This window comes from Klebsiella sp. TF21-TM (assembly GCF_019753495.1).
GTDB lineage: Bacteria > Pseudomonadota > Gammaproteobacteria > Enterobacterales > Enterobacteriaceae > Klebsiella > Klebsiella quasipneumoniae.
Genome location: NZ_JAIJYL010000014.1, coordinates 22130 through 39618, shown reverse-complemented (window position 1 = coordinate 39618; position 17489 = coordinate 22130). Strand labels below are relative to the sequence as shown.

At 57.7% G+C, this 17489-nt stretch carries 15 protein-coding genes and 1 pseudogene; 9 read left to right on the top strand and 7 right to left on the bottom strand.

Going from position 1 to position 17489, the window contains the following annotated elements:
- Window positions 1-7: 7 nt before the first annotated feature.
- Window positions 8-103: pseudogene (locus K5R89_RS27445) on the top strand (IclR family transcriptional regulator); the annotation flags it as partial.
- A 109-nt stretch (window positions 104-212) separates the two neighbouring features.
- The gene (locus K5R89_RS14815; RefSeq protein ID WP_217259438.1) at window positions 213-698 is read left to right on the top strand and encodes a 4Fe-4S dicluster domain-containing protein; all 486 of its coding nucleotides are present in this window, start codon (window positions 213-215) and stop codon (window positions 696-698) included.
- A 42-nt stretch (window positions 699-740) separates the two neighbouring features.
- On the opposite strand, the gene avtA is transcribed toward K5R89_RS14815, so the two are convergent.
- Together avtA and K5R89_RS14805 are read right to left on the bottom strand one after the other, a co-directional pair.
- A complete protein-coding gene (gene avtA / locus K5R89_RS14810) occupies window positions 741-1997 on the bottom strand; it encodes a valine--pyruvate transaminase (RefSeq protein WP_023291339.1) in 1257 nt (418 codons plus the stop codon).
- Window positions 1998-2164: 167 nt separating this feature from the next.
- Window positions 2165-4198, bottom strand: coding sequence for an alpha-amylase (locus tag K5R89_RS14805; protein ID WP_044525030.1), 2034 nt, complete (start codon window positions 4196-4198; stop codon window positions 2165-2167).
- A gap of 313 nt (window positions 4199-4511) precedes the next feature.
- Here K5R89_RS14805 and K5R89_RS14800 point away from each other — a divergent pair, with 313 nt between their 5' ends.
- Window positions 4512-5330, top strand: coding sequence for a protein bax (locus K5R89_RS14800; protein ID WP_060589859.1), 819 nt, complete (start codon window positions 4512-4514; stop codon window positions 5328-5330).
- 61 nt (window positions 5331-5391) lie between these two features.
- On the opposite strand, the gene xylR is transcribed toward K5R89_RS14800, so the two are convergent.
- The 4 genes from xylR to xylF all read right to left on the bottom strand — a co-directional run bounded on the left by xylR (window position 5392) and on the right by xylF (window position 10564).
- Window positions 5392-6570, bottom strand: coding sequence for a D-xylose utilization transcriptional activator XylR (gene xylR, locus K5R89_RS14795; RefSeq protein ID WP_023291336.1), 1179 nt, complete (start codon window positions 6568-6570; stop codon window positions 5392-5394).
- Window positions 6571-6803: 233 nt separating this feature from the next.
- Entirely contained in the window at window positions 6804-7985 is a 1182-nt protein-coding gene (gene xylH, locus K5R89_RS14790; protein ID WP_023291335.1) for a xylose ABC transporter permease XylH, read from the bottom strand.
- On the bottom strand, window positions 7963-9504 hold the full coding sequence (locus K5R89_RS14785) for a xylose ABC transporter ATP-binding protein (protein WP_044525029.1): 1542 nt from the start codon (window positions 9502-9504) through the stop codon (window positions 7963-7965). Before K5R89_RS14785 ends, xylH begins: the two co-directional genes overlap by 23 nt.
- A 64-nt stretch (window positions 9505-9568) precedes the next feature.
- On the bottom strand, window positions 9569-10564 hold the full coding sequence (xylF, locus tag K5R89_RS14780) for a D-xylose ABC transporter substrate-binding protein (RefSeq protein WP_023291333.1): 996 nt from the start codon (window positions 10562-10564) through the stop codon (window positions 9569-9571).
- 496 nt (window positions 10565-11060) lie between these two features.
- On the opposite strand from xylF, the gene xylA reads away from it, so the two are divergent.
- From xylA to yiaA, 4 genes are all read left to right on the top strand, one after another.
- Window positions 11061-12383, top strand: a complete 1323-nt coding sequence (gene xylA / locus K5R89_RS14775; protein ID WP_023291332.1) for a xylose isomerase — start codon at window positions 11061-11063, stop codon at window positions 12381-12383.
- A 92-nt stretch (window positions 12384-12475) separates the two neighbouring features.
- The gene (xylB, locus tag K5R89_RS14770) at window positions 12476-13930 is read left to right on the top strand and encodes a xylulokinase (protein WP_087827804.1); all 1455 of its coding nucleotides are present in this window, start codon (window positions 12476-12478) and stop codon (window positions 13928-13930) included.
- A 168-nt stretch (window positions 13931-14098) separates the two neighbouring features.
- Entirely contained in the window at window positions 14099-14470 is a 372-nt protein-coding gene (gene yiaB, locus K5R89_RS14765; RefSeq protein WP_032454341.1) for an inner membrane protein YiaB, read from the top strand.
- Between the two features lie 33 nt (window positions 14471-14503).
- The gene (gene yiaA / locus K5R89_RS14760) at window positions 14504-14947 is read left to right on the top strand and encodes an inner membrane protein YiaA (RefSeq protein ID WP_044525027.1); all 444 of its coding nucleotides are present in this window, start codon (window positions 14504-14506) and stop codon (window positions 14945-14947) included.
- A gap of 27 nt (window positions 14948-14974) precedes the next feature.
- Here the strand turns inward: yiaA and K5R89_RS14755 are convergent, their stop codons facing one another.
- Window positions 14975-15970 (bottom strand): acyltransferase, encoded by a 996-nt coding sequence (locus tag K5R89_RS14755; protein WP_101989343.1) that lies wholly within the window; start codon window positions 15968-15970, stop codon window positions 14975-14977.
- A gap of 179 nt (window positions 15971-16149) precedes the next feature.
- Between K5R89_RS14755 and K5R89_RS14750 the strand changes: the two genes are divergently transcribed.
- Together K5R89_RS14750 and glyQ are read left to right on the top strand one after the other, a co-directional pair.
- Window positions 16150-16449, top strand: a complete 300-nt coding sequence (locus tag K5R89_RS14750; protein WP_072096573.1) for a YsaB family lipoprotein — start codon at window positions 16150-16152, stop codon at window positions 16447-16449.
- A 127-nt stretch (window positions 16450-16576) separates the two neighbouring features.
- A complete protein-coding gene (glyQ, locus tag K5R89_RS14745; RefSeq protein ID WP_217259439.1) occupies window positions 16577-17488 on the top strand; it encodes a glycine--tRNA ligase subunit alpha in 912 nt (303 codons plus the stop codon).
- Window position 17489 lies beyond the last annotated feature (1 nt).

Here is a 17489-nt window from a genome sequence, read left to right as displayed (position 1 = left end):
TTCGTGCCGGAGAGCAGGCGAAAAGAACGTGCCGCTGCGTGAAACCGCGGAGGCGATCTCGCGTGAGCTGGGTTTCCCGGTGCGTGAAGCGTCAGGCAAATGACCACATCCTGCATGCCATCTGACTAAAAACAGCGCTGATTCCATTCAGGATCAAAGCGCGGGCAGGGATTATTCTGGCACCCTGCGGTTTTATCCCCAGGGAGCAGAGGATGAACCGGTTTCTTATTGCCAATGCCCAGCAGTGTATTGGCTGTCGTACCTGTGAAGTGGCCTGCGCGGTGGCGCACCAGCAGGCGCAGGATGTCTCCATGCTGTCGACAGGCCATTTCACGCCGCGTATCCGGGTGGTGAAAAGCGGCGAGATATCAACGGCGACGGCCTGTCGGCAGTGCGAGGATGCGCCTTGCGCCAGCGTCTGCCCGCAGGGGGCGATTCGTCGGGAGGAGGACGTTTGGTGGGTCGATCAGCGCCGCTGCATCGGCTGTAAAAGCTGCATGGTGGCCTGCCCGTACGGCGCAATGACCGTCACGGTGGTGAACCAGCAGGCGCAGGCGCTGAAATGCGATTTATGTCACCACCGCGCCGAGGGGCCGGCCTGCGTAGCCGCCTGCCCGACGCAGGCGCTGCGGGTGATGGCTCCCGCGGAGCTGGAGGCGCTATGCGCGCAAAAATGCCAGCGGCTGGCGCTGGCGTGAGCGGGTCCGCTAACGGGCGTTTCCCGTCAGCGGCGTCAGGGATTAGGCTTCCTGTTCGCGCCAGGCGAATTCAACCTCTTCGGCGAGAATTTTCACCCCGGCCTCGATTTTTTGCGGGTCCGGCACATAGTTCATGCGCATGCACTGGTGAGTATGCGGCCACGGTTTATCGAGTCCCGGGAAGAAGAAATCCCCCGGCACCATCAGCACGCCGCGCTTTTTCAGCCGCTGATACAGCAGCTCGGTGGAGATCGGCAGATCCTTAAACCACAGCCAGAGGAAGATCGCCCCCTCCGGTTTGTGAATAAGGCAGCGCTCCTCCGGCAGATAGCGGCGAATAATGGCGATGGTCTCCTGCACCCGCTGGTAATAGAAGGGTTTGATCACTGTCTCTGACAGGCGCAGCAGATCCTGACGTTTAATCATTTCACACATCATTGCCGGCCCGATACCGCCGGGCGCGAGGCTGATAATGCCGTTCATGTTGCTGATGGCGGTGATGATTTTCTCGTTGGCGATGATAATCCCGCAGCGGCTGCCCGGCAGGCCCAGCTTGGACAGGCTCATACACAGCACGATGTTCGGATTCCACAGCGGTCGGGCGTCGCTGAAAATAATGCCCGGGAACGGCACGCCGTAGGCGTTATCAATCACCAGCGGGACCCCATGCTGATTCGCCAGCGCATCCAGTTTGATCAGCTCTTCATCAGTGATGACGTTGCCGGTCGGGTTGGTGGGACGCGAGACGCAGATCATCCCGGTCTCTTCCGTCACCTGCAGATGCTCAAAATCAACGTGGTACTTGAACTGGCCTTCCGGCAGCAGTTCGATATTCGGCCGGGTGGCAACGAACAGATCCTCTTCCAGGCCGGCATCGGCATAGCCGATATATTCCGGCGTCAGCGGGAACAGCACCTTACGGGTGGTGCCATCTGCCCGACGGCCTGCGAACAGATTAAACAAGTAGAAAAATGCGCTCTGACTGCCGTTTGTTAGCGCAATATTCTGTGGTTCGATCTCCCAGCCCAGCTCGTCGCGCAGCATCTTCGCCAGCAGGCTCAGCAGCTCGCTTTTGCCCTGCGGACCATCATAATTACAAAGCGCATCAAGGGCTTTGCCATTATCCAGCATGTCGGAGAGCAGCTGCTGGAAGTAGTCATTCATCTCCGGGATCTGAGCGGGGTTGCCGCCGCCCAGCATAATAGCGCCCGGCGTGCGCAGACCGTCATTAAGGTCTTCCATCAGGCGGGTAATGCCTGAATGACGGGTGAATTTGTCGCCGAAAAGGGAAAATGTCATCGCGAATCGTCTGTCGGTGGTTCTGGAAAGTGGCTAACCATAACGCCAGCGCCAGCGTGGTGCAAATCGAAGGGAAGGGGGATGTTTTTGTTTTTATCCTGTGAATCGATATTTTATCAGCGTATTGTGCTGACTGGCTCCCCGCCGGGCAGGGAGCCACTCCTGCTTTACTGCTGTTGTCCGGCCCAGATGACCATCACTTTGTCTTCACCGCTCTCGCGCACGAATCCGTAACCCCGCGGCATTGACAGCGTTGTCTGTTTGCCCATGCCGATCGCCGGATGGCGCGCGCGGAACTGGCCGATCTTCTGCCAGTGGGTAACGCTGCGGGCCGCTTTACCGTTGACATCCTGCCAGTTCATCTCTGAACGGGTGCCCTGCAGCGGGTCCGAGCCGGTGGGGCCGAACGGGCGCGACGACTCGTCACCATAGAAGATCTGCACGGCGCCAGGGGCCAGCAGCAACAGCTCTGCCGCCGTGGTGCCGCCTTCGCGGAACAGGCGCGTATCGTGCGAGGAGAGGTAGCTCAGGACGTTAAAGCTCTGCAGCTTGTCCGCCATTTGCTGCCAGGTGAGGTCAATGTTGGCCATGCAGTTAGCCGCTTTCGCCGCCTGGTCCTGGTAGTCGAAATTGATCATCGCATCAAAACCGTGGCGATAGTAATCGCTCTCCATCACCCCGTGTCCCCAGGCTTCGCCGGTCATCCAGAACGGCGCCGCATCCAGCGCTTTATCCGGATTAGCTTTCTTCCACTCCGCCAGCGCGGCGGTGGCCTGGGTTTTTAACTGCTGCCAGGCGTCCATCTCCACATGTTTAGCGGTATCGACGCGGAAGCCGTCGATGCCGTAGTCGCGCACCCACTGGCTCAGCCAGTGCGTCAGGTAGTCGCGCGGCGTATAGCCCGGGATCGCTTTCGCCGCAGTGTCCGGTTTATGGCTGTAGAAGTTCGGCAGGCCCGATGCCTCCTTCGATTCGGTTTTCAGATCCGGCAGGAAGGCCAGCGACATGGTGAGATCGTCATAGCCCGGGTTGTCGTAATCGCCGATATCGGTGCGGATCCACTTCTTGCCCCACCATTTCTCCCACCCGGCTTTATCGCTGAAGTTGATATAGTCGTTAAAGCTGTGCCAGGTCTGGCCCGCGCCGGGCTTCCAGTCCGTCCAGCGCTCGCCGAGGGTTTTTTTCAGCTCATCCCCTTGCAGATACAGAGAGCCGAACTGGAACTCCTGCATGTCGGCCAGGGTGGCGTAACCGGTATGGTTCATCACCACGTCGAACAGAATACGTATTCCGCGCTTATGCGCTTCATCCACCAGCCGACGGAGATCGGCTTCGGTCCCCATATTGGCGTCCAGTTTCGACCAGTCCTGGGTGTAATAGCCGTGGTAGGCGTAGTGTGGAAAATCGCCTTTCGTCCCGCCGCCGACCCAGCCGTGGATCTGCTCGAGCGGGGAGCTGATCCACAGGGCATTGACCCCCATCTGCTGCAGATAATCCAGCTTGCTGGTTAATCCCTGCAGGTCGCCGCCGTGGAAGGTGCCGATCTCCTGCATGCCGTCTTTGTGTCGGCCATAGCTATTGTCGTTGGCCGGATTACCGTTCACGAAGCGGTCGGTCAGGACGAAGTAGACGGTGGCGTTGTGCCAGTCGAACGGCGCCGGCGCGGCCGTCTCGGCGCGCTCGAGCAGCAGCAGACCATTGCTGCCGAAGGCGGGCTGCAGCGTGATTTTGCCGCCGCTGACGGTCGCGACATTGCCGCTGTAGAAATCGCGAACTTTGCTGCCCTCGGGGAAGGTTTTACTGACGTCGAGGGTGAGAGGTTTTCCATCCCACTTCGGACACTGGCGGATCTGCGGCGCCGCGGCGCTGGCCTCTTTTTCTTCCAGCGAAATCATCATCGTCGGCGTGCCGGAGCGGGTATCCACTTCCAGGGTATACAGACCCTGGCGGAAGATGCGCCATTGCGGCGGCGTGCCGCGACAGGGTTCCATGGAGAGCATCTGGTTGAGCTTAATGCCGCCGGAAGGCTGCCAGCACTGTTGGTCAAAATTTAGCTGCAGGGGACGTGTACCCTTCTCAACCACTTTCTGGCTGATGAAGCGACCCGTCCCTTCTTCGGTAAAAGCAGGGAAGTCAGCGGTAGTCCAGGCGGCAAAGGCCATCCCAGGCACGAATAACGTGGCAAGCGCAGCGAGTTTCATTGCGGGATCCTTGAGCGGTTTTTAGCTAGTGTGCCTTGTTGCCGCGCGAGTGAACTCCTCCCGGCGGACGTTTTACCAGGAGGATGAAAAGGGGTGAGTGACACCGCTCAAAAAATAGGCTAAAAATGAGACGAAGCTAGCATTTTCGCGCTAGCGATGCGGCGCAGAAACCGATTTCAGATGACAGCAATTCGGAATTGGACTATTTCTGTTGATGCTCTCAGTGCGTATTTTTGATACTATTAGCGATTCAGCTATCGTTTTTTTGTGAAAAACAAGGTGTTGGAATGCATATATCCGACCAGGAGACCTGATGATATCGAATCCCATACGACGATATGGGGCCGCCATACTTATGTTACTAACCTGCGTCTTTTCAGGTAGTGTGTTGGCAACAACGCACACAGCAACAAAGAGTCATAAAGCCCCAACGGTTAAGAAGATAAGTAGTACTAAGGTAAGCAGTAAACAAGAGTATTCTCGCAATAGTGTAAAGAGCAGTTCACTTCCTGACTTGCGAAAATACCCTTCCGGAACACCAAGGAAAAAAGCGTTTCTCCGGACGGTCATGCCTTATATTACCAAGCAGAATCAGGCGATTACTGCGGATCGTAACTGGCTTGTATCCAAGCAGTACGATGCTCGCTGGTCGCCGAGTGAAAAGGCGCGCCTGAAAGACATCGCGACACGTTATAAGGTGAAGTGGTCAGGCAATACGCGTCATGTGCCCTGGAACACGCTGCTTGAGCGTGTCGACATTATTCCGAACAGCATGGTCGCGACCATGGCGGCGGCGGAAAGTGGCTGGGGTACTTCCAAGCTGGCGCGTGAGAACAACAATCTGTTCGGCATGAAGTGCGGCGCTGGTCGCTGCCGCGGCGCGATGAAAGGCTACTCGCAGTTTGAGTCGGTGGAGCAGTCGGTGCAGGCTTACGTCACAAACCTGAACACCCACCCGGCCTATTCCTCTTTCCGCAAATCGCGCCTGCAGCTGCGCAAGGCGGATCAGGAAGTAACGGCCAGTACCATGATTCATAAGCTGAAGGGCTATTCGACCAGAGGGTCGAGCTACAACAACTATCTCTTCGCGATGTATCAGGATAACCAGCGGTTAATTGCCGCGCACATGTAATGTGCTTATCTACGTGATTATTCATGCCCGGCGCGCAAGCCCGGGCATTTTTCTTTGCTCTCTACATCATGACTTCGCTGTGCCGGTCACGGTACTCCTTCGGCGTCACGTCGTACTCTTTCTTAAACACCGAATAGAAATATTGCAGCGACGGGTAGCCGCACATCTGTGAAATTTCATTGATCGACAGGCTGGTGGACACCAGCAGGCTGCGCGCCTTTTCCAGTTTCTCGCTGTGGATCACCGTGTGGATGGTCTCTCCGACCTCCTCTTTGAAGCGTTTCTCCAGGTTGGAGCGTGAAATGCCGACGGCGTCGAGCACCTGCTCCACCTTGATGCCTTTGCAGGCATTGTTGCGAATGTAATGCATCGCCTGAATCACGGACGGATCGTTTAACGACCGGTAGTCGGTGGAACGTCGTTCAACGACGCGCATCGGCGGGATCAGCTGGCGCTGCAGCGGGAGCGCCTCGTTATTCAGCAGCCGGTGGAGCAATTTTGCCGCCTGATAACCCATCTGGCGGGTGCCCTGGGCGACGGAGGAGAGGGCGACGCGCGAGAGGTAGCGGGTCAGCTCCTCATTATCGATGCCAATAACGCACAGTTTCTCGGGCACCGGGATATGCAGCAGCTCGCAGGCCTGCAGGACGTGGCGGGCGCGCGCGTCGGTGACGGCGATAATGCCGGTTTGCGGCGGCAGCGTTTGCAGCCAGTCGGCGAGCCGGTTTTGCGCGTGCTGCCAGTTTTCCGGCGCCGTCTCCAGCCCCTGGTAGACCACGCCGCGGTACTTCTCCTTCGCCACCAGCTGGCAGAAGGCATACTCGCGCTCTACCGCCCAGCGTTTACCGCTGGAGGTGGGCAGTCCGTAAAACGCGAAGCGGTGTACCCCTTTTTCCTTCAGATGAAGAAAGGCGCTTTCCACCAGCGCGGTGTTGTCCGTGGCGATATAGTGGACCGGCGGGTACTGCTCTGGCTGATGATAAGAGCCGCCGACGCCGACGATGGGGACGTTGACATCGGCCAGTAGCTTTTCGATTTCGGGATCGTCATAGTCGGCGATAACGCCATCGCCTAGCCACTCTTTGATGTTTTCGATTCGTGCCCGAAAATCCTCTTCAATAAAGATATCCCACTCCAGCTGAGAGGCCTGCAGATACTCGCCGACACCCTCAACCACCTGGCGGTCATAAGCTTTGTTGGCGTTAAATAACAGCGTAATACGGTGACGCTTTTCAAACATAGATTATGTTCCTGCTCTAACCCCGGTCATACCCCTTCATTCATGATGTTGCCGATGGCCTGGCTTTCTCATTCACCCCAGCCACGTACGTGATACGCGGCTGGGATGCGCCGTCTGCAACCCGAATGCTGTTGGGTATACACTACCGGCTAATGCCCGAGATATTTCAAGCGCCTTATGGCGAAGTTTGGTGGTAGCGCAAAGAATTCAGACATTCTTCAGAGAGCGCTTCCTTACGCGCGCCGCTTGGTGGCGGAGTCCATCCACACCGCCAGCAGCAAAATGGCGCCTTTGACGATATATTGCCAGAAGGTGGCGACGTCCATCATGCTCATGCCGTTATCCAGGGCCGACATAATAAACGCCCCCATTACCGCCCCGGCGACACTGCCTATACCGCCCGCCAGGCTGGTACCGCCGATGACGCAGGCGGCGATGGCGTCCAGTTCGGCGATGTTGCCCGCCGAGGGGGAGCCCGCGCCAAGGCGCGAGCTGAGGATCAGTCCGGCAATGGCGACCATCAGGCCGTTAATGGCAAACACCGCCAGCTTGGTACGCTCGACGTTAATCCCGGACAGACGTGCCGCCTCCAGGTTGCCGCCGATGGCGTAGATGCGGCGGCCAAAGGCGGTGCGAGTGGCCATGAACAGGCCTGCCAGCAGTAGGGCGGCGAGGATCAGTACCGGCGTCGGCACGCCGCGATAGTCATTGAGCAGCCAGATTGCGCCCAGCACAATCACCGCGGTAATGGCCTGGCGGCCAACGGTCGCGGTGGAGGACGCGGTCGCCAGACCTAACGCCTGACGGCGCATCCGTCCGCGCCACTGCCAGATAATGAACGCCGCCATGCCGACAACGCCGATGCCAAAGCCAATGCCATCTGGCAGGTAGCTTTGGCCGATCTGCGCCATCGCCGGACTGGTGGGCGAGACGGTGGTCCCGTTGGTGATGCCGATCAGAATGCCGCGAAACGCCAGCATCCCGGCGAGGGTGACGATAAACGAGGGGACCTTGCGATAGGCCACCCACCATCCGTTCCATGCGCCGAGCAGCAGCCCCATCACCAGCGTCACCAGAATGGTGAGCGGCAGCGGCCAGCCGAGCCAGACGTCAAAGATCGCCGCGGCGCCGCCCAACAGCCCCATCATCGAGCCGACGGACAGGTCGATTTCTGCCGAAATAATCACAAACACCATGCCGACGGCGAGAATGCCGGTGATGGCCGTCTGGCGCAGCAGGTTGGAAATATTACGCGCGCTCAGGTAGGCGCCATCGGTAACCCAGGTGAAAAACAGCATAATGACGACGATCGCGGCGATCATCACGAAGACCTGGAGGTTCAGCCCCTTCAGCGCCGGCAGGGCGGTGGGGGCGGTTGGGGTAAGTTTGATTTCAGACGACGTGTTCTTCGACATGGCGTTCGCTCCTCAGCGCGGCTTCCATCACCTGTTCCTGGGTCAGATGTTGATTAACCAAATTGGCTTTTAGCCTGCCTTCGTGCATGACCAGCACCCGATCGCTAAGACCAAGCACCTCGGGCAGTTCGGATGAAATGACAATGACCGCGATGCCCTGCTGCACCAGCTGGTTAATCAGTTTATAAATTTCATACTTCGCCCCGATATCGATGCCGCGGGTGGGTTCGTCGAGGATCAGAATGCGTGGATTCAGCAGCAGACAGCGGGCCAGAATCGCCTTTTGCTGGTTGCCGCCGCTCAGGCGGCCAATCGCCAGCTCCGGCGAGGAGGTTTTAATTTTCAATCGCTGAATGGACTGCTCAATACAGTGCTGCTCGGCGGCGTCGTCCAGGCTGCTCATCGCGCCGGTGAACTGGCTGAGCGCCGCCAGGGTAATGTTCTTACCCACCGCCATCACCGGCACGATGCCGTCTTTTTTGCGGTCTTCCGGCACCATGGCGATGCCGTGGCCAATGGCCTGCTGACAGTTAGTGATGCTGACCGGCTGGCCATCAATGAAGATCTCCCCCTGCCAGCGCCCCGGCCAGACGCCGAACAGGCACTGCACCGCCTCGGTCCGTCCGGCGCCGACCAGCCCGGCGATGCCGAGGATCTCCCCGCGATGCAGGGAAAACGAGACGTCGTTGACCCGTTTAATATGACGGTTTACCGGGTGCCAGGCGGTTAAATGTTCGACCCGCAGGATCTCCTCGCCGTGGGCGTGCGGTTCGCTGGGATAGAGCGCGGTGAGCTCCCGGCCAACCATCATGGTGATGATGTCGTCTTCGCTCATGCCGCTGGCGTCGCGGGTGCCGATATGCTGGCCATCGCGGATCACGCAGATCGTATCGGAGATCGCTTTGACCTCATTGAGCTTGTGCGAAATATAGATGCAGGCGATATCGTGGTTTTGCAGATCGCGAACGATCGCCAGCAGCGTCGCGGTCTCTTGTTCGGTTAAGGAGGCGGTTGGTTCGTCGAGGATCAGCAGGCGCACCTGTTTATTCAGCGCCTTGGCGATCTCCACCAGCTGCTGCTGACCGAGGCCGAGGTCGCCGACGCGGGTGTCGGGCGAAATGGGCAGATTGACCTGCGCCAGCAGCTTCTGGCAGCGCAGCGTCATGGTTTCATAATCCAGCAGGCCGTGGCGGGATATTTCGGCGCCGAGGAAAATGTTCTCCAGCACGGTGAGATGTTTCACCAGCGCCAGCTCCTGATGAATAATGGCGATGCCTTTACGTTCGGTATCGCGAATATGGTTTGCCTGCAGCGTTTCGCCGGCAAAAATAATCTCGCCCTCATAGCTTCCGTGCGGATAGATACCGCACAGCACCTTCATCAGCGTCGATTTTCCCGAACCATTTTCACCGCATAACGAGACCACCTCGCCAGCGTTCAGGCGCAGGCTGACATTATCCACGGCCTTAACGGCGCCGAAGGTTTTGGTGATGTTCTTCATTTCGAGTAGCCAGGCCATAAAGACTCCGCAAAAGTGATATCCGGCGGGATGAAAATGACGCCCCGTAGCGGGGCGTCAGCCATTACAGTTCACTCTTTTTATGGAAACCGTCTTTAATCACCGTGGCGTCGATATTCTCTTTATTCACTTCAATTGGCGTTAACAGGCGCGAAGGGACATCTTTTAAGCCGTTATTTAGCGTGGTGTCAGACTTCGGCTGCTTATCGTTGCCCAGCTCAACGGCGATTTCGGCGGCGTTGGTGGCCAGGGTGGTAATCGGTTTATAGACGGTCATCGTCTGGGTACCGGAAATAATGCGCTTCACGCCCGCCAGGTCAGCATCCTGACCGGAGATCGCCACTTTGCCTGCCAGCCCCTGGGCGGTTAAGGCCTGGATGGCGCCGCCGGCGGTTGCGTCATTGGAGGCCACCACGGCATCGATTTTGTTATTATTCGCCGTCAGCGCGTTTTCCATTATTTTCAGCGCGTTTTCCGGCAGCCAGCCGTCAACCCACTGATCGCCGACAATCTTAATTTTGCCCTCATCGACATACGGCTTGAGGATCTTCATCTGGCCGGCGCGGAACAGCTTGGCGTTATTATCCACCGGCGAGCCGCCCATCAGAAAATAATTACCCTGCGGCACTTTGTCGACCAGGCTTTGCGCCTGCATTTCGCCGACTTTTTCATTGTCGAAAGAAATATAGAAATCAATATCGGCATTATTAATCATGCGATCATAGGCCAGCACTTTAATACCTTCCTGCTTGGCCTCTTTAATAACGTTACTGAGCACCTGACCGTTATAAGGAATAATAACCAAGACATCGACGCCGCGGTTGATCATGTTTTCAATTTGCGACATCTGCGTTTCTTCATTGCCATTGGCGGACTGGACAAAAACTTTGGCGCCTAAGGATTCCGCTTTATTGACGAAAATATCGCGGTCTTTCTGCCAGCGTTCCAGACGCAGATCGTCGATGGCCATGCCAATCTTCACTTCTTTCGCCATCCCCGCCATGCTGGCGAGCAGGAGGGAGCTGGCGCAAAGCGTAAGGCAAAGGTTCTTTATCTTCATAATAACGATACCTTTTTTGTAAGGGTAGGTAAGACGAACGGAAAAATAATGTTTGATACATGAGGTTGCGGATACGTTACAGATTCTTAACGCGGAAAGCAGGGCTGGCAATTACCGGTTCTTATTTTGCAGTTATGAAATTTCGTTTAATGCGCAAATTATGACGGCGATCGTATTTTATTCATGCACACTCTTATTATTGCACTGGACCTCTCTGACAGGACGGCAGAAGAACGCGCCGATATTATTTTTTGCGAGCTGGCGCACGTTTGTGGATTCTCTCAATGGCGGTGTGAAATAACGTAATTGAGGAAAATGAAAGCGAAATTCTATATTGGCTTAAACCCGTCATACTTCAAGTTGTAGGTGTGTTGGTGACATTCGTTGCTTCGCCCCCTGGTTATCGGGGACTCGCGCTCCTGCCGCCTTCCTGCAACTCGAATTATTTAGGGTACCTGATTGGTTATTCGCCGCATCTCTGAATATGGAGTTCTCTATGCAGACCTATTTCGATCAACTCGATCGCGTTCGTTACGAAGGCCCGAAATCCGCTAACCCGCTGGCTTTCCGTCATTACAACCCGGATGAACTGGTGCTGGGCAAACGGATGGAAGATCATCTGCGTTTTGCGGCCTGTTACTGGCACACCTTCTGCTGGAATGGCGCCGATATGTTTGGCGTGGGCTCCTTCGACCGCCCATGGCAGCAGCCTGGCGACGCCCTGGAGATGGCCAAACGCAAAGCCGATGTGGCGTTCGAATTTTTCCATAAACTCAACGTGCCTTACTACTGCTTCCACGACGTTGACGTCTCGCCGGAAGGGAGTTCGCTCAAGGAGTACAGCAATAACTTCGCCCGGATGGTCGAGGTGCTGGCGGAGAAGCAGCAGCAGAGCGGCGTCAAGCTCCTGTGGGGGACCGCAAACTGCTTCACCAACCCGCGCTACGGCGCCGGCGCGGCCACCAACCCGGACCCGGAAGTGTTTAGCTGGGCGGCCACCCAGGTGGTTACCGCCATGAATGCCACCCATCAGCTGGGCGGCGAAAACTATGTCCTGTGGGGCGGTCGCGAGGGCTATGAAACCCTGCTGAATACCGACCTGCGCCAGGAGCGTGAACAGATTGGCCGCTTTATGCAGCTGGTGGTGGAGCATAAGCATAAAATCGGCTTTAAAGGCACGCTGCTGATCGAGCCCAAACCGCAGGAGCCTACCAAGCATCAGTATGATTATGACGCCTCTACCGTGTACGGCTTCCTCAAGCAGTTTGGTCTGGAAAAAGAGATTAAACTGAACATTGAAGCCAACCATGCGACCCTTGCCGGCCACTCGTTCCATCATGAGATCGCGACGGCCATCGCGCTGGGGCTGTTCGGTTCCGTCGACGCCAACCGCGGCGATCCGCAGCTGGGCTGGGATACCGACCAGTTCCCGAACAGCGTCGAAGAGAACGCGCTGGTGATGTATGAAATTCTCAAAGCGGGCGGCTTCACCACCGGCGGCCTCAATTTTGATGCGAAAGTGCGCCGTCAGAGCACCGACAAATACGATCTGTTCTACGGCCATATCGGCGCGATGGATACCATGGCGCTGTCGCTGAAGGTCGCGGCGCGGATGATCGAAGACGGTGAGCTGGATAAACGCGTGGCCAAACGCTACGCCGGCTGGAACGGCGAGCTGGGGCAGCAGATCCTTAACGGGCAGATGACCCTCAGCGACATTGCCCAGTACGCCGCTCAGCATCAGCTGGCGCCGCAGCATCGCAGCGGCCAGCAGGAACAACTGGAAAACCTGGTCAACCATTATCTGTTTGACAAGTAATCATGCGGCGGCGCCCGGCGTGACCGGGACCGCCACCAGGATGCTCTGTTCGCGCCACGCTCAGCCGTGGCGCGCGTTTAAGGAGAGGTAGTATGTATATCGGCATCGATCTGGGGACATCGGGCGTCAAAGCCATTCTGCTCAATGAGCAGGGTGATGTGGTGGCATCGCATACCGAAAAACTCACCGTCTCGCGTCCGCATCCGCTGTGGTCGGAACAAGATCCCGAGCAGTGGTGGCAGGCTACGGACACGGCGATGAAAGCCCTGGGCGCGCAGCATAGTCTGCGCGACGTGAAGGCGCTGGGGATCGCCGGGCAGATGCACGGCGCCACCCTGCTGGATAAATCGCTACGGGTGCTGCGTCCTGCCATTTTATGGAATGACGGCCGCTGCGGCGAAGAGTGCCAGCTGCTGGAGGAAAAAGTCAGCGCTTCCCGGCAAATCACAGGCAACCTGATGATGCCGGGCTTTACGGCGCCGAAGCTCTTGTGGGTGCAGCGCCACGAGGCGGCGGTGTTCAGCCAGGTCGATAAAGTGCTGTTGCCGAAGGATTATCTGCGTCTGCGGATGACCGGCGAGCTTGCCAGCGATATGTCTGACGCCGCCGGTACCCTGTGGATGGATGTCGCCCGACGCGACTGGAGCGATGAGATGCTCGCCGCCTGCGATCTCAGCCGGGACGCGATGCCGGCGCTGTTTGAAGGCAGCGACGTCACCGGGCAGCTGCGTCCGGAGGTGGCGCAGGCGTGGAATATGCCACAGGCGCTGGTGGTGGGGGGCGGCGGCGACAACGCCGCCGGCGCGGTCGGGGTCGGCATGGCCGATGCCGGTCAGGCGATGCTGTCGCTGGGCACTTCTGGTGTGTATTTCGCGGTCAGCGAAGGGTTCCTCAGTAAGCCTGAAAGCGCAGTGCATAGCTTTTGCCATGCGCTGCCGGGCCGCTGGCATCTGATGTCGGTGATGCTCAGCGCGGCCTCCTGTCTGGACTGGGCGGCGAAATTAACCGGTCTCGCCAGCGTGCCGGCGCTGATTGCGGCGGCGCAGTCAGCCGACGAGAGCGCCGGTCCGGTGTGGTTCCTGCCCTATCTGTCGGGCGAACGCACGCCGCACAACAACCCGCAGGCCAAGGGCGTCTTCTTCGGCCTGACGCATCAGCATGGGCCGTCAGAGCTGGCGCGGGCGGTGCTGGAGGGGGTGGGCTATGCGCTGGCGGACGGCATGGACGTGGTTCACGCCTGCGGCATCAAGCCGCAGAGCATCACCCTTATCGGCGGCGGGGCGCGTAGCGCTTACTGGCGACAAATGCTGGCGGATATCAGCGGCCAGCAGCTCGATTACCGTACCGGGGGCGACGTCGGCCCGGCGCTGGGGGCGGCCAGGCTGGCGCAGCTGGCGGTGCACGGCGAAGCCGACCGCGCCGGGCTGTTGACGCCGCTGCCGCTTGAACAAGCGCATCGCCCGGACGATCGCCGAGTGGCCCACTATGCGCCACAGCGGGAAACCTTCCGCCAGATTTATCAGCAGCTGAAACCGCTGATGTCATAGCCTCAGTCCGTCCGGCAACGCCGGGCGGATTACTTCCCTGAATGTCCCGGCTACATCCATCCAAAAAAGCGTATTTGTTTATTCCGAAATCTCCGTTTGACCGTGCGTAACCTGAGGCATCGCCAGGGGAGTCGGTCATAATCAGCCCCTGTCGACCAGGGAGGTGAGATGAACACAAAACGCAATATTGCCAGGGTGATGATGGCAGCAGGATCGCTGGTTTATCTGCTCGGTATCTGGCGAACCTGCCCGTTGTTTAGCGGTAAAGGTTATTTTCTCGGCGTACTGGTGATGGGGATGTTTGCCGTCCTCGCCCATCAGCGCGCCAGACGGTGGCAGGAACAGGACGACGGTTTTATTGCCTTATGCCGGTTGGTGCTGCTGCTATCGGTCGGCCTGCTGCTGGTGGGCGCCTGGTATGTGCCGGCAGGCTGGCATGAAAAAGCCGTCTATATCGCGGCATGGTTTGTCTGCTTATATGGCGCATCGGCAACCCCCGAACGGATCCGCGTCGCCTGCGCGATGCAAAAAACGGAATAAGCGCCATCCGTGGGCGCGTAAGAGGTAAAAGTAATGGAAAACAAGCACGCGACGTATTCTCCGGCCTTTCATTTAATCTCCTGGATTGCCCTGATCGGCGGCATCGCCACCTATCTGGTCGGCCTGTGGAATGCGGATATGCAGTTGAATGAAAAAGGCTATTATTTTGCTGTCCTGGTGCTGGGGTTGTTTGCCGCAGCGTCTTATCAGAAGACGGTGCGCGATAAATATGAAGCCATTCCGACCACCGCGCTGTACTACACCACCTGTCTGGTGGCCTTCGTCATCGCCGTTGGCCTGCTGGTTATCGGGTTGTGGAACGCCAGTCTGCTGCTCAGCGAGAAAGGGTTCTATGGACTGGCGTACTTTTTGAGCCTGTTTGGCGCCGTTGCGGTGCAGAAAAACGTGCGTGATGCCTGGGACCCGACCCGTGTAAGAGAGCCTCTCAGCGTGCAGGAAGAGGGGCCTGAACTGTGAGTCGGGCCCGCTCTCGGCGGCAGGTCGTTAACTGACCAGCCGCCGGCTATCAACCCGCTGCACCAGGCCGGACAGCAGCAGGCTGCAGAGCAGGGCGGCGCTGAAAATCCACACAATATCCAGCAGCGGCCAGCGGCTCAGTTCCAGATGGCTGGCGCGCAGCGCATGCACAATCAGGGCATGGAAGCCGTAAATTCCCAGAGAATGACGTGCAATACATTCGATACCGGGCAGGGGACGCGCGTTCAGCCAATTTTTGGCGAGCGTCAGCAGGGCGACCGCGCAAACGAACACCGCCGGCCCGCAGTAGAGATACCAGGTGTCGCCGAAGTCCCCGCGCCAGCGTAGCTCATGCAGCGTGCCGCGGGAGATGACCCACACGGCGGCGAGGAACAGCGCGGCGCAGAGCGGGGTCAGCCATTTTTTATCGGTATCCAGGGTGCCAATGGCCCTGCCCAACACGCCGTAGAGCACGTAATAAAAGGTGTCGCCATTGATATAGAGGTTGACCGGCAGCCACTCAATCCCGGCGGCTTTGACGCCAACCATGTTGGGGTTGGCCAGAATGCCGAGGATCGCCATCAGCGCCAGCAGCATTTTGCCGTTGACGGATTTAACCTGAATAAGCGGCGAGAGCAGATAGATAACGGTGATAGCAAAGAAAAACCACAGGTGGTAGAAGACGGGCTTCTGCAGCAAATTCTTTAAGGACAGCTCGACGTTGATATGGGTAAACAGCGCGATATATAGCAGAGACAGCGCGCTATAGAACGCAATGCACAGGCCAATCCGCCAGAAATGGCGCGGCTGAGCGCTGCGTTCCCCAAAAAACAGATACCCCGAGATCATAAAAAACAGCGGCACGCTGACGCGGGAGGCGGAATTGAGCAGATTGGCGATATCCCATTGCAGCAGGGTAATCGTATGCGGATGAGTGATATACCAGCTGGTACTGTGGATCATCACCACCATCATGCAGGCAATGCCGCGCAGGTTGGTGATCCAGTGTATCTTTTCTTGCATCAGTCCCTCAAAGTCTACTGGCGATATAAGGTCTGACCCGCCTTATGCCCCGGTGTCGCACGAGATTAGTCTGAGTTTTTGATCACAGACTTGTCGCTGTTTCATGATATTCGCAAAATACCTGTAATACTGGATCTTTGCGATAACAACTTGCTGACAAGGCGGTGGAGGAGAACGTGGTGAAAGGTGTCGTTTCCATAATGCTGGCGCTGCTCCTTGCGGGCTGCAGCGAGACCGTTTCCCCGCCGGCGCAAAAGGCGCAGCGCGCGCATATTACACCGCAAACTACGCTCAATATGGCGCAGCTTTGCAAGGATCAGGCCGCTATCCGCTATAACACGCAAACGCAGTTAGTTGACGTGAACCATCTTGAACAATTCCAGGCGAGCTATGAGCTGTCGGGTCGTACCGGCAAGAATGAACGTTTCATCTGTTCCTTTGACCCCGACGGCCAGTTTATGCATCTTTCGATGCGCTGAATCGACCCCGCCTGGCGTAAATTTCGTCCGTTTTCCTGAAACTACGCCGTTTCGTACTGTATATCTCGCAGCCAGCGGGTATACTGACTCCTTCCTTTAAATCCACACGTATCCAGCACGAAATCATATGCAAAAGTTTGATACCAGGACCTTCCAGGGCCTGATCCTGACCTTACAGGATTACTGGGCTCGTCAGGGCTGCACCATTGTTCAACCACTGGACATGGAAGTCGGCGCCGGCACCTCTCACCCGATGACCTGCCTGCGCGCGTTAGGGCCGGAGCCGATGGCGACCGCCTACGTACAGCCTTCCCGTCGTCCAACCGATGGCCGCTATGGCGAAAACCCGAACCGTTTACAGCATTACTATCAGTTCCAGGTGGTGATTAAGCCTTCTCCGGACAACATCCAGGAGCTGTACCTCGGGTCGCTGAAAGAGCTGGGTATGGACCCGACCATTCACGACATTCGCTTCGTCGAAGACAACTGGGAAAACCCGACGCTGGGGGCCTGGGGTCTGGGTTGGGAAGTGTGGCTCAACGGCATGGAAGTGACGCAGTTCACCTACTTCCAGCAGGTGGGCGGCCTGGAGTGTAAGCCGGTGACCGGCGAGATCACCTACGGCCTGGAGCGTCTGGCGATGTACATCCAGGGCGTCGACAGCGTCTACGACCTGGTCTGGAGCGATGGCCCGCTGGGTAAAACCACTTACGGCGACGTGTTCCACCAGAACGAAGTGGAGCAGTCCACCTATAACTTCGAATACGCCGACGTCGATTTCCTCTTCTCCTGCTTCGAGCAGTATGAGAAAGAGGCCCAGTATCTGCTGGCGCTGGAGACCCCGCTGCCGCTGCCGGCCTACGAGCGTATTCTGAAAGCGGCTCACAGCTTCAACCTGCTGGATGCGCGTAAAGCCATCTCCGTCACCGAGCGTCAGCGCTATATCCTGCGCATTCGCACCCTGACGAAAGCAGTGGCGGAAGCGTACTACGCTTCCCGTGAAGCGCTCGGCTTCCCGATGTGCAACAAGAATAAATAAG

Coding starts and splice junctions, on each gene's coding strand:
- glyQ (WP_217259439.1), top strand. CDS start 16,577: ATGCAAAAGTTTGATACCAGGACCTTCCAGGGCCTGATCCTGACCTTA.
- K5R89_RS14805 (WP_044525030.1), bottom strand. CDS start 4,198: ATGAAACTCGCTGCGCTTGCCACGTTATTCGTGCCTGGGATGGCCTTT.
- xylH (WP_023291335.1), bottom strand. CDS start 7,985: ATGTCGAAGAACACGTCGTCTGAAATCAAACTTACCCCAACCGCCCCC.
- yiaA (WP_044525027.1), top strand. CDS start 14,504: ATGGAAAACAAGCACGCGACGTATTCTCCGGCCTTTCATTTAATCTCC.
- xylB (WP_087827804.1), top strand. CDS start 12,476: ATGTATATCGGCATCGATCTGGGGACATCGGGCGTCAAAGCCATTCTG.
- K5R89_RS14785 (WP_044525029.1), bottom strand. CDS start 9,504: ATGGCCTGGCTACTCGAAATGAAGAACATCACCAAAACCTTCGGCGCC.
- K5R89_RS14815 (WP_217259438.1), top strand. CDS start 213: ATGAACCGGTTTCTTATTGCCAATGCCCAGCAGTGTATTGGCTGTCGT.
- K5R89_RS14800 (WP_060589859.1), top strand. CDS start 4,512: ATGATATCGAATCCCATACGACGATATGGGGCCGCCATACTTATGTTA.
- K5R89_RS14755 (WP_101989343.1), bottom strand. CDS start 15,970: ATGCAAGAAAAGATACACTGGATCACCAACCTGCGCGGCATTGCCTGC.
- xylR (WP_023291336.1), bottom strand. CDS start 6,570: ATGTTTGAAAAGCGTCACCGTATTACGCTGTTATTTAACGCCAACAAA.
- avtA (WP_023291339.1), bottom strand. CDS start 1,997: ATGACATTTTCCCTTTTCGGCGACAAATTCACCCGTCATTCAGGCATT.
- yiaB (WP_032454341.1), top strand. CDS start 14,099: ATGAACACAAAACGCAATATTGCCAGGGTGATGATGGCAGCAGGATCG.
- xylF (WP_023291333.1), bottom strand. CDS start 10,564: ATGAAGATAAAGAACCTTTGCCTTACGCTTTGCGCCAGCTCCCTCCTG.
- xylA (WP_023291332.1), top strand. CDS start 11,061: ATGCAGACCTATTTCGATCAACTCGATCGCGTTCGTTACGAAGGCCCG.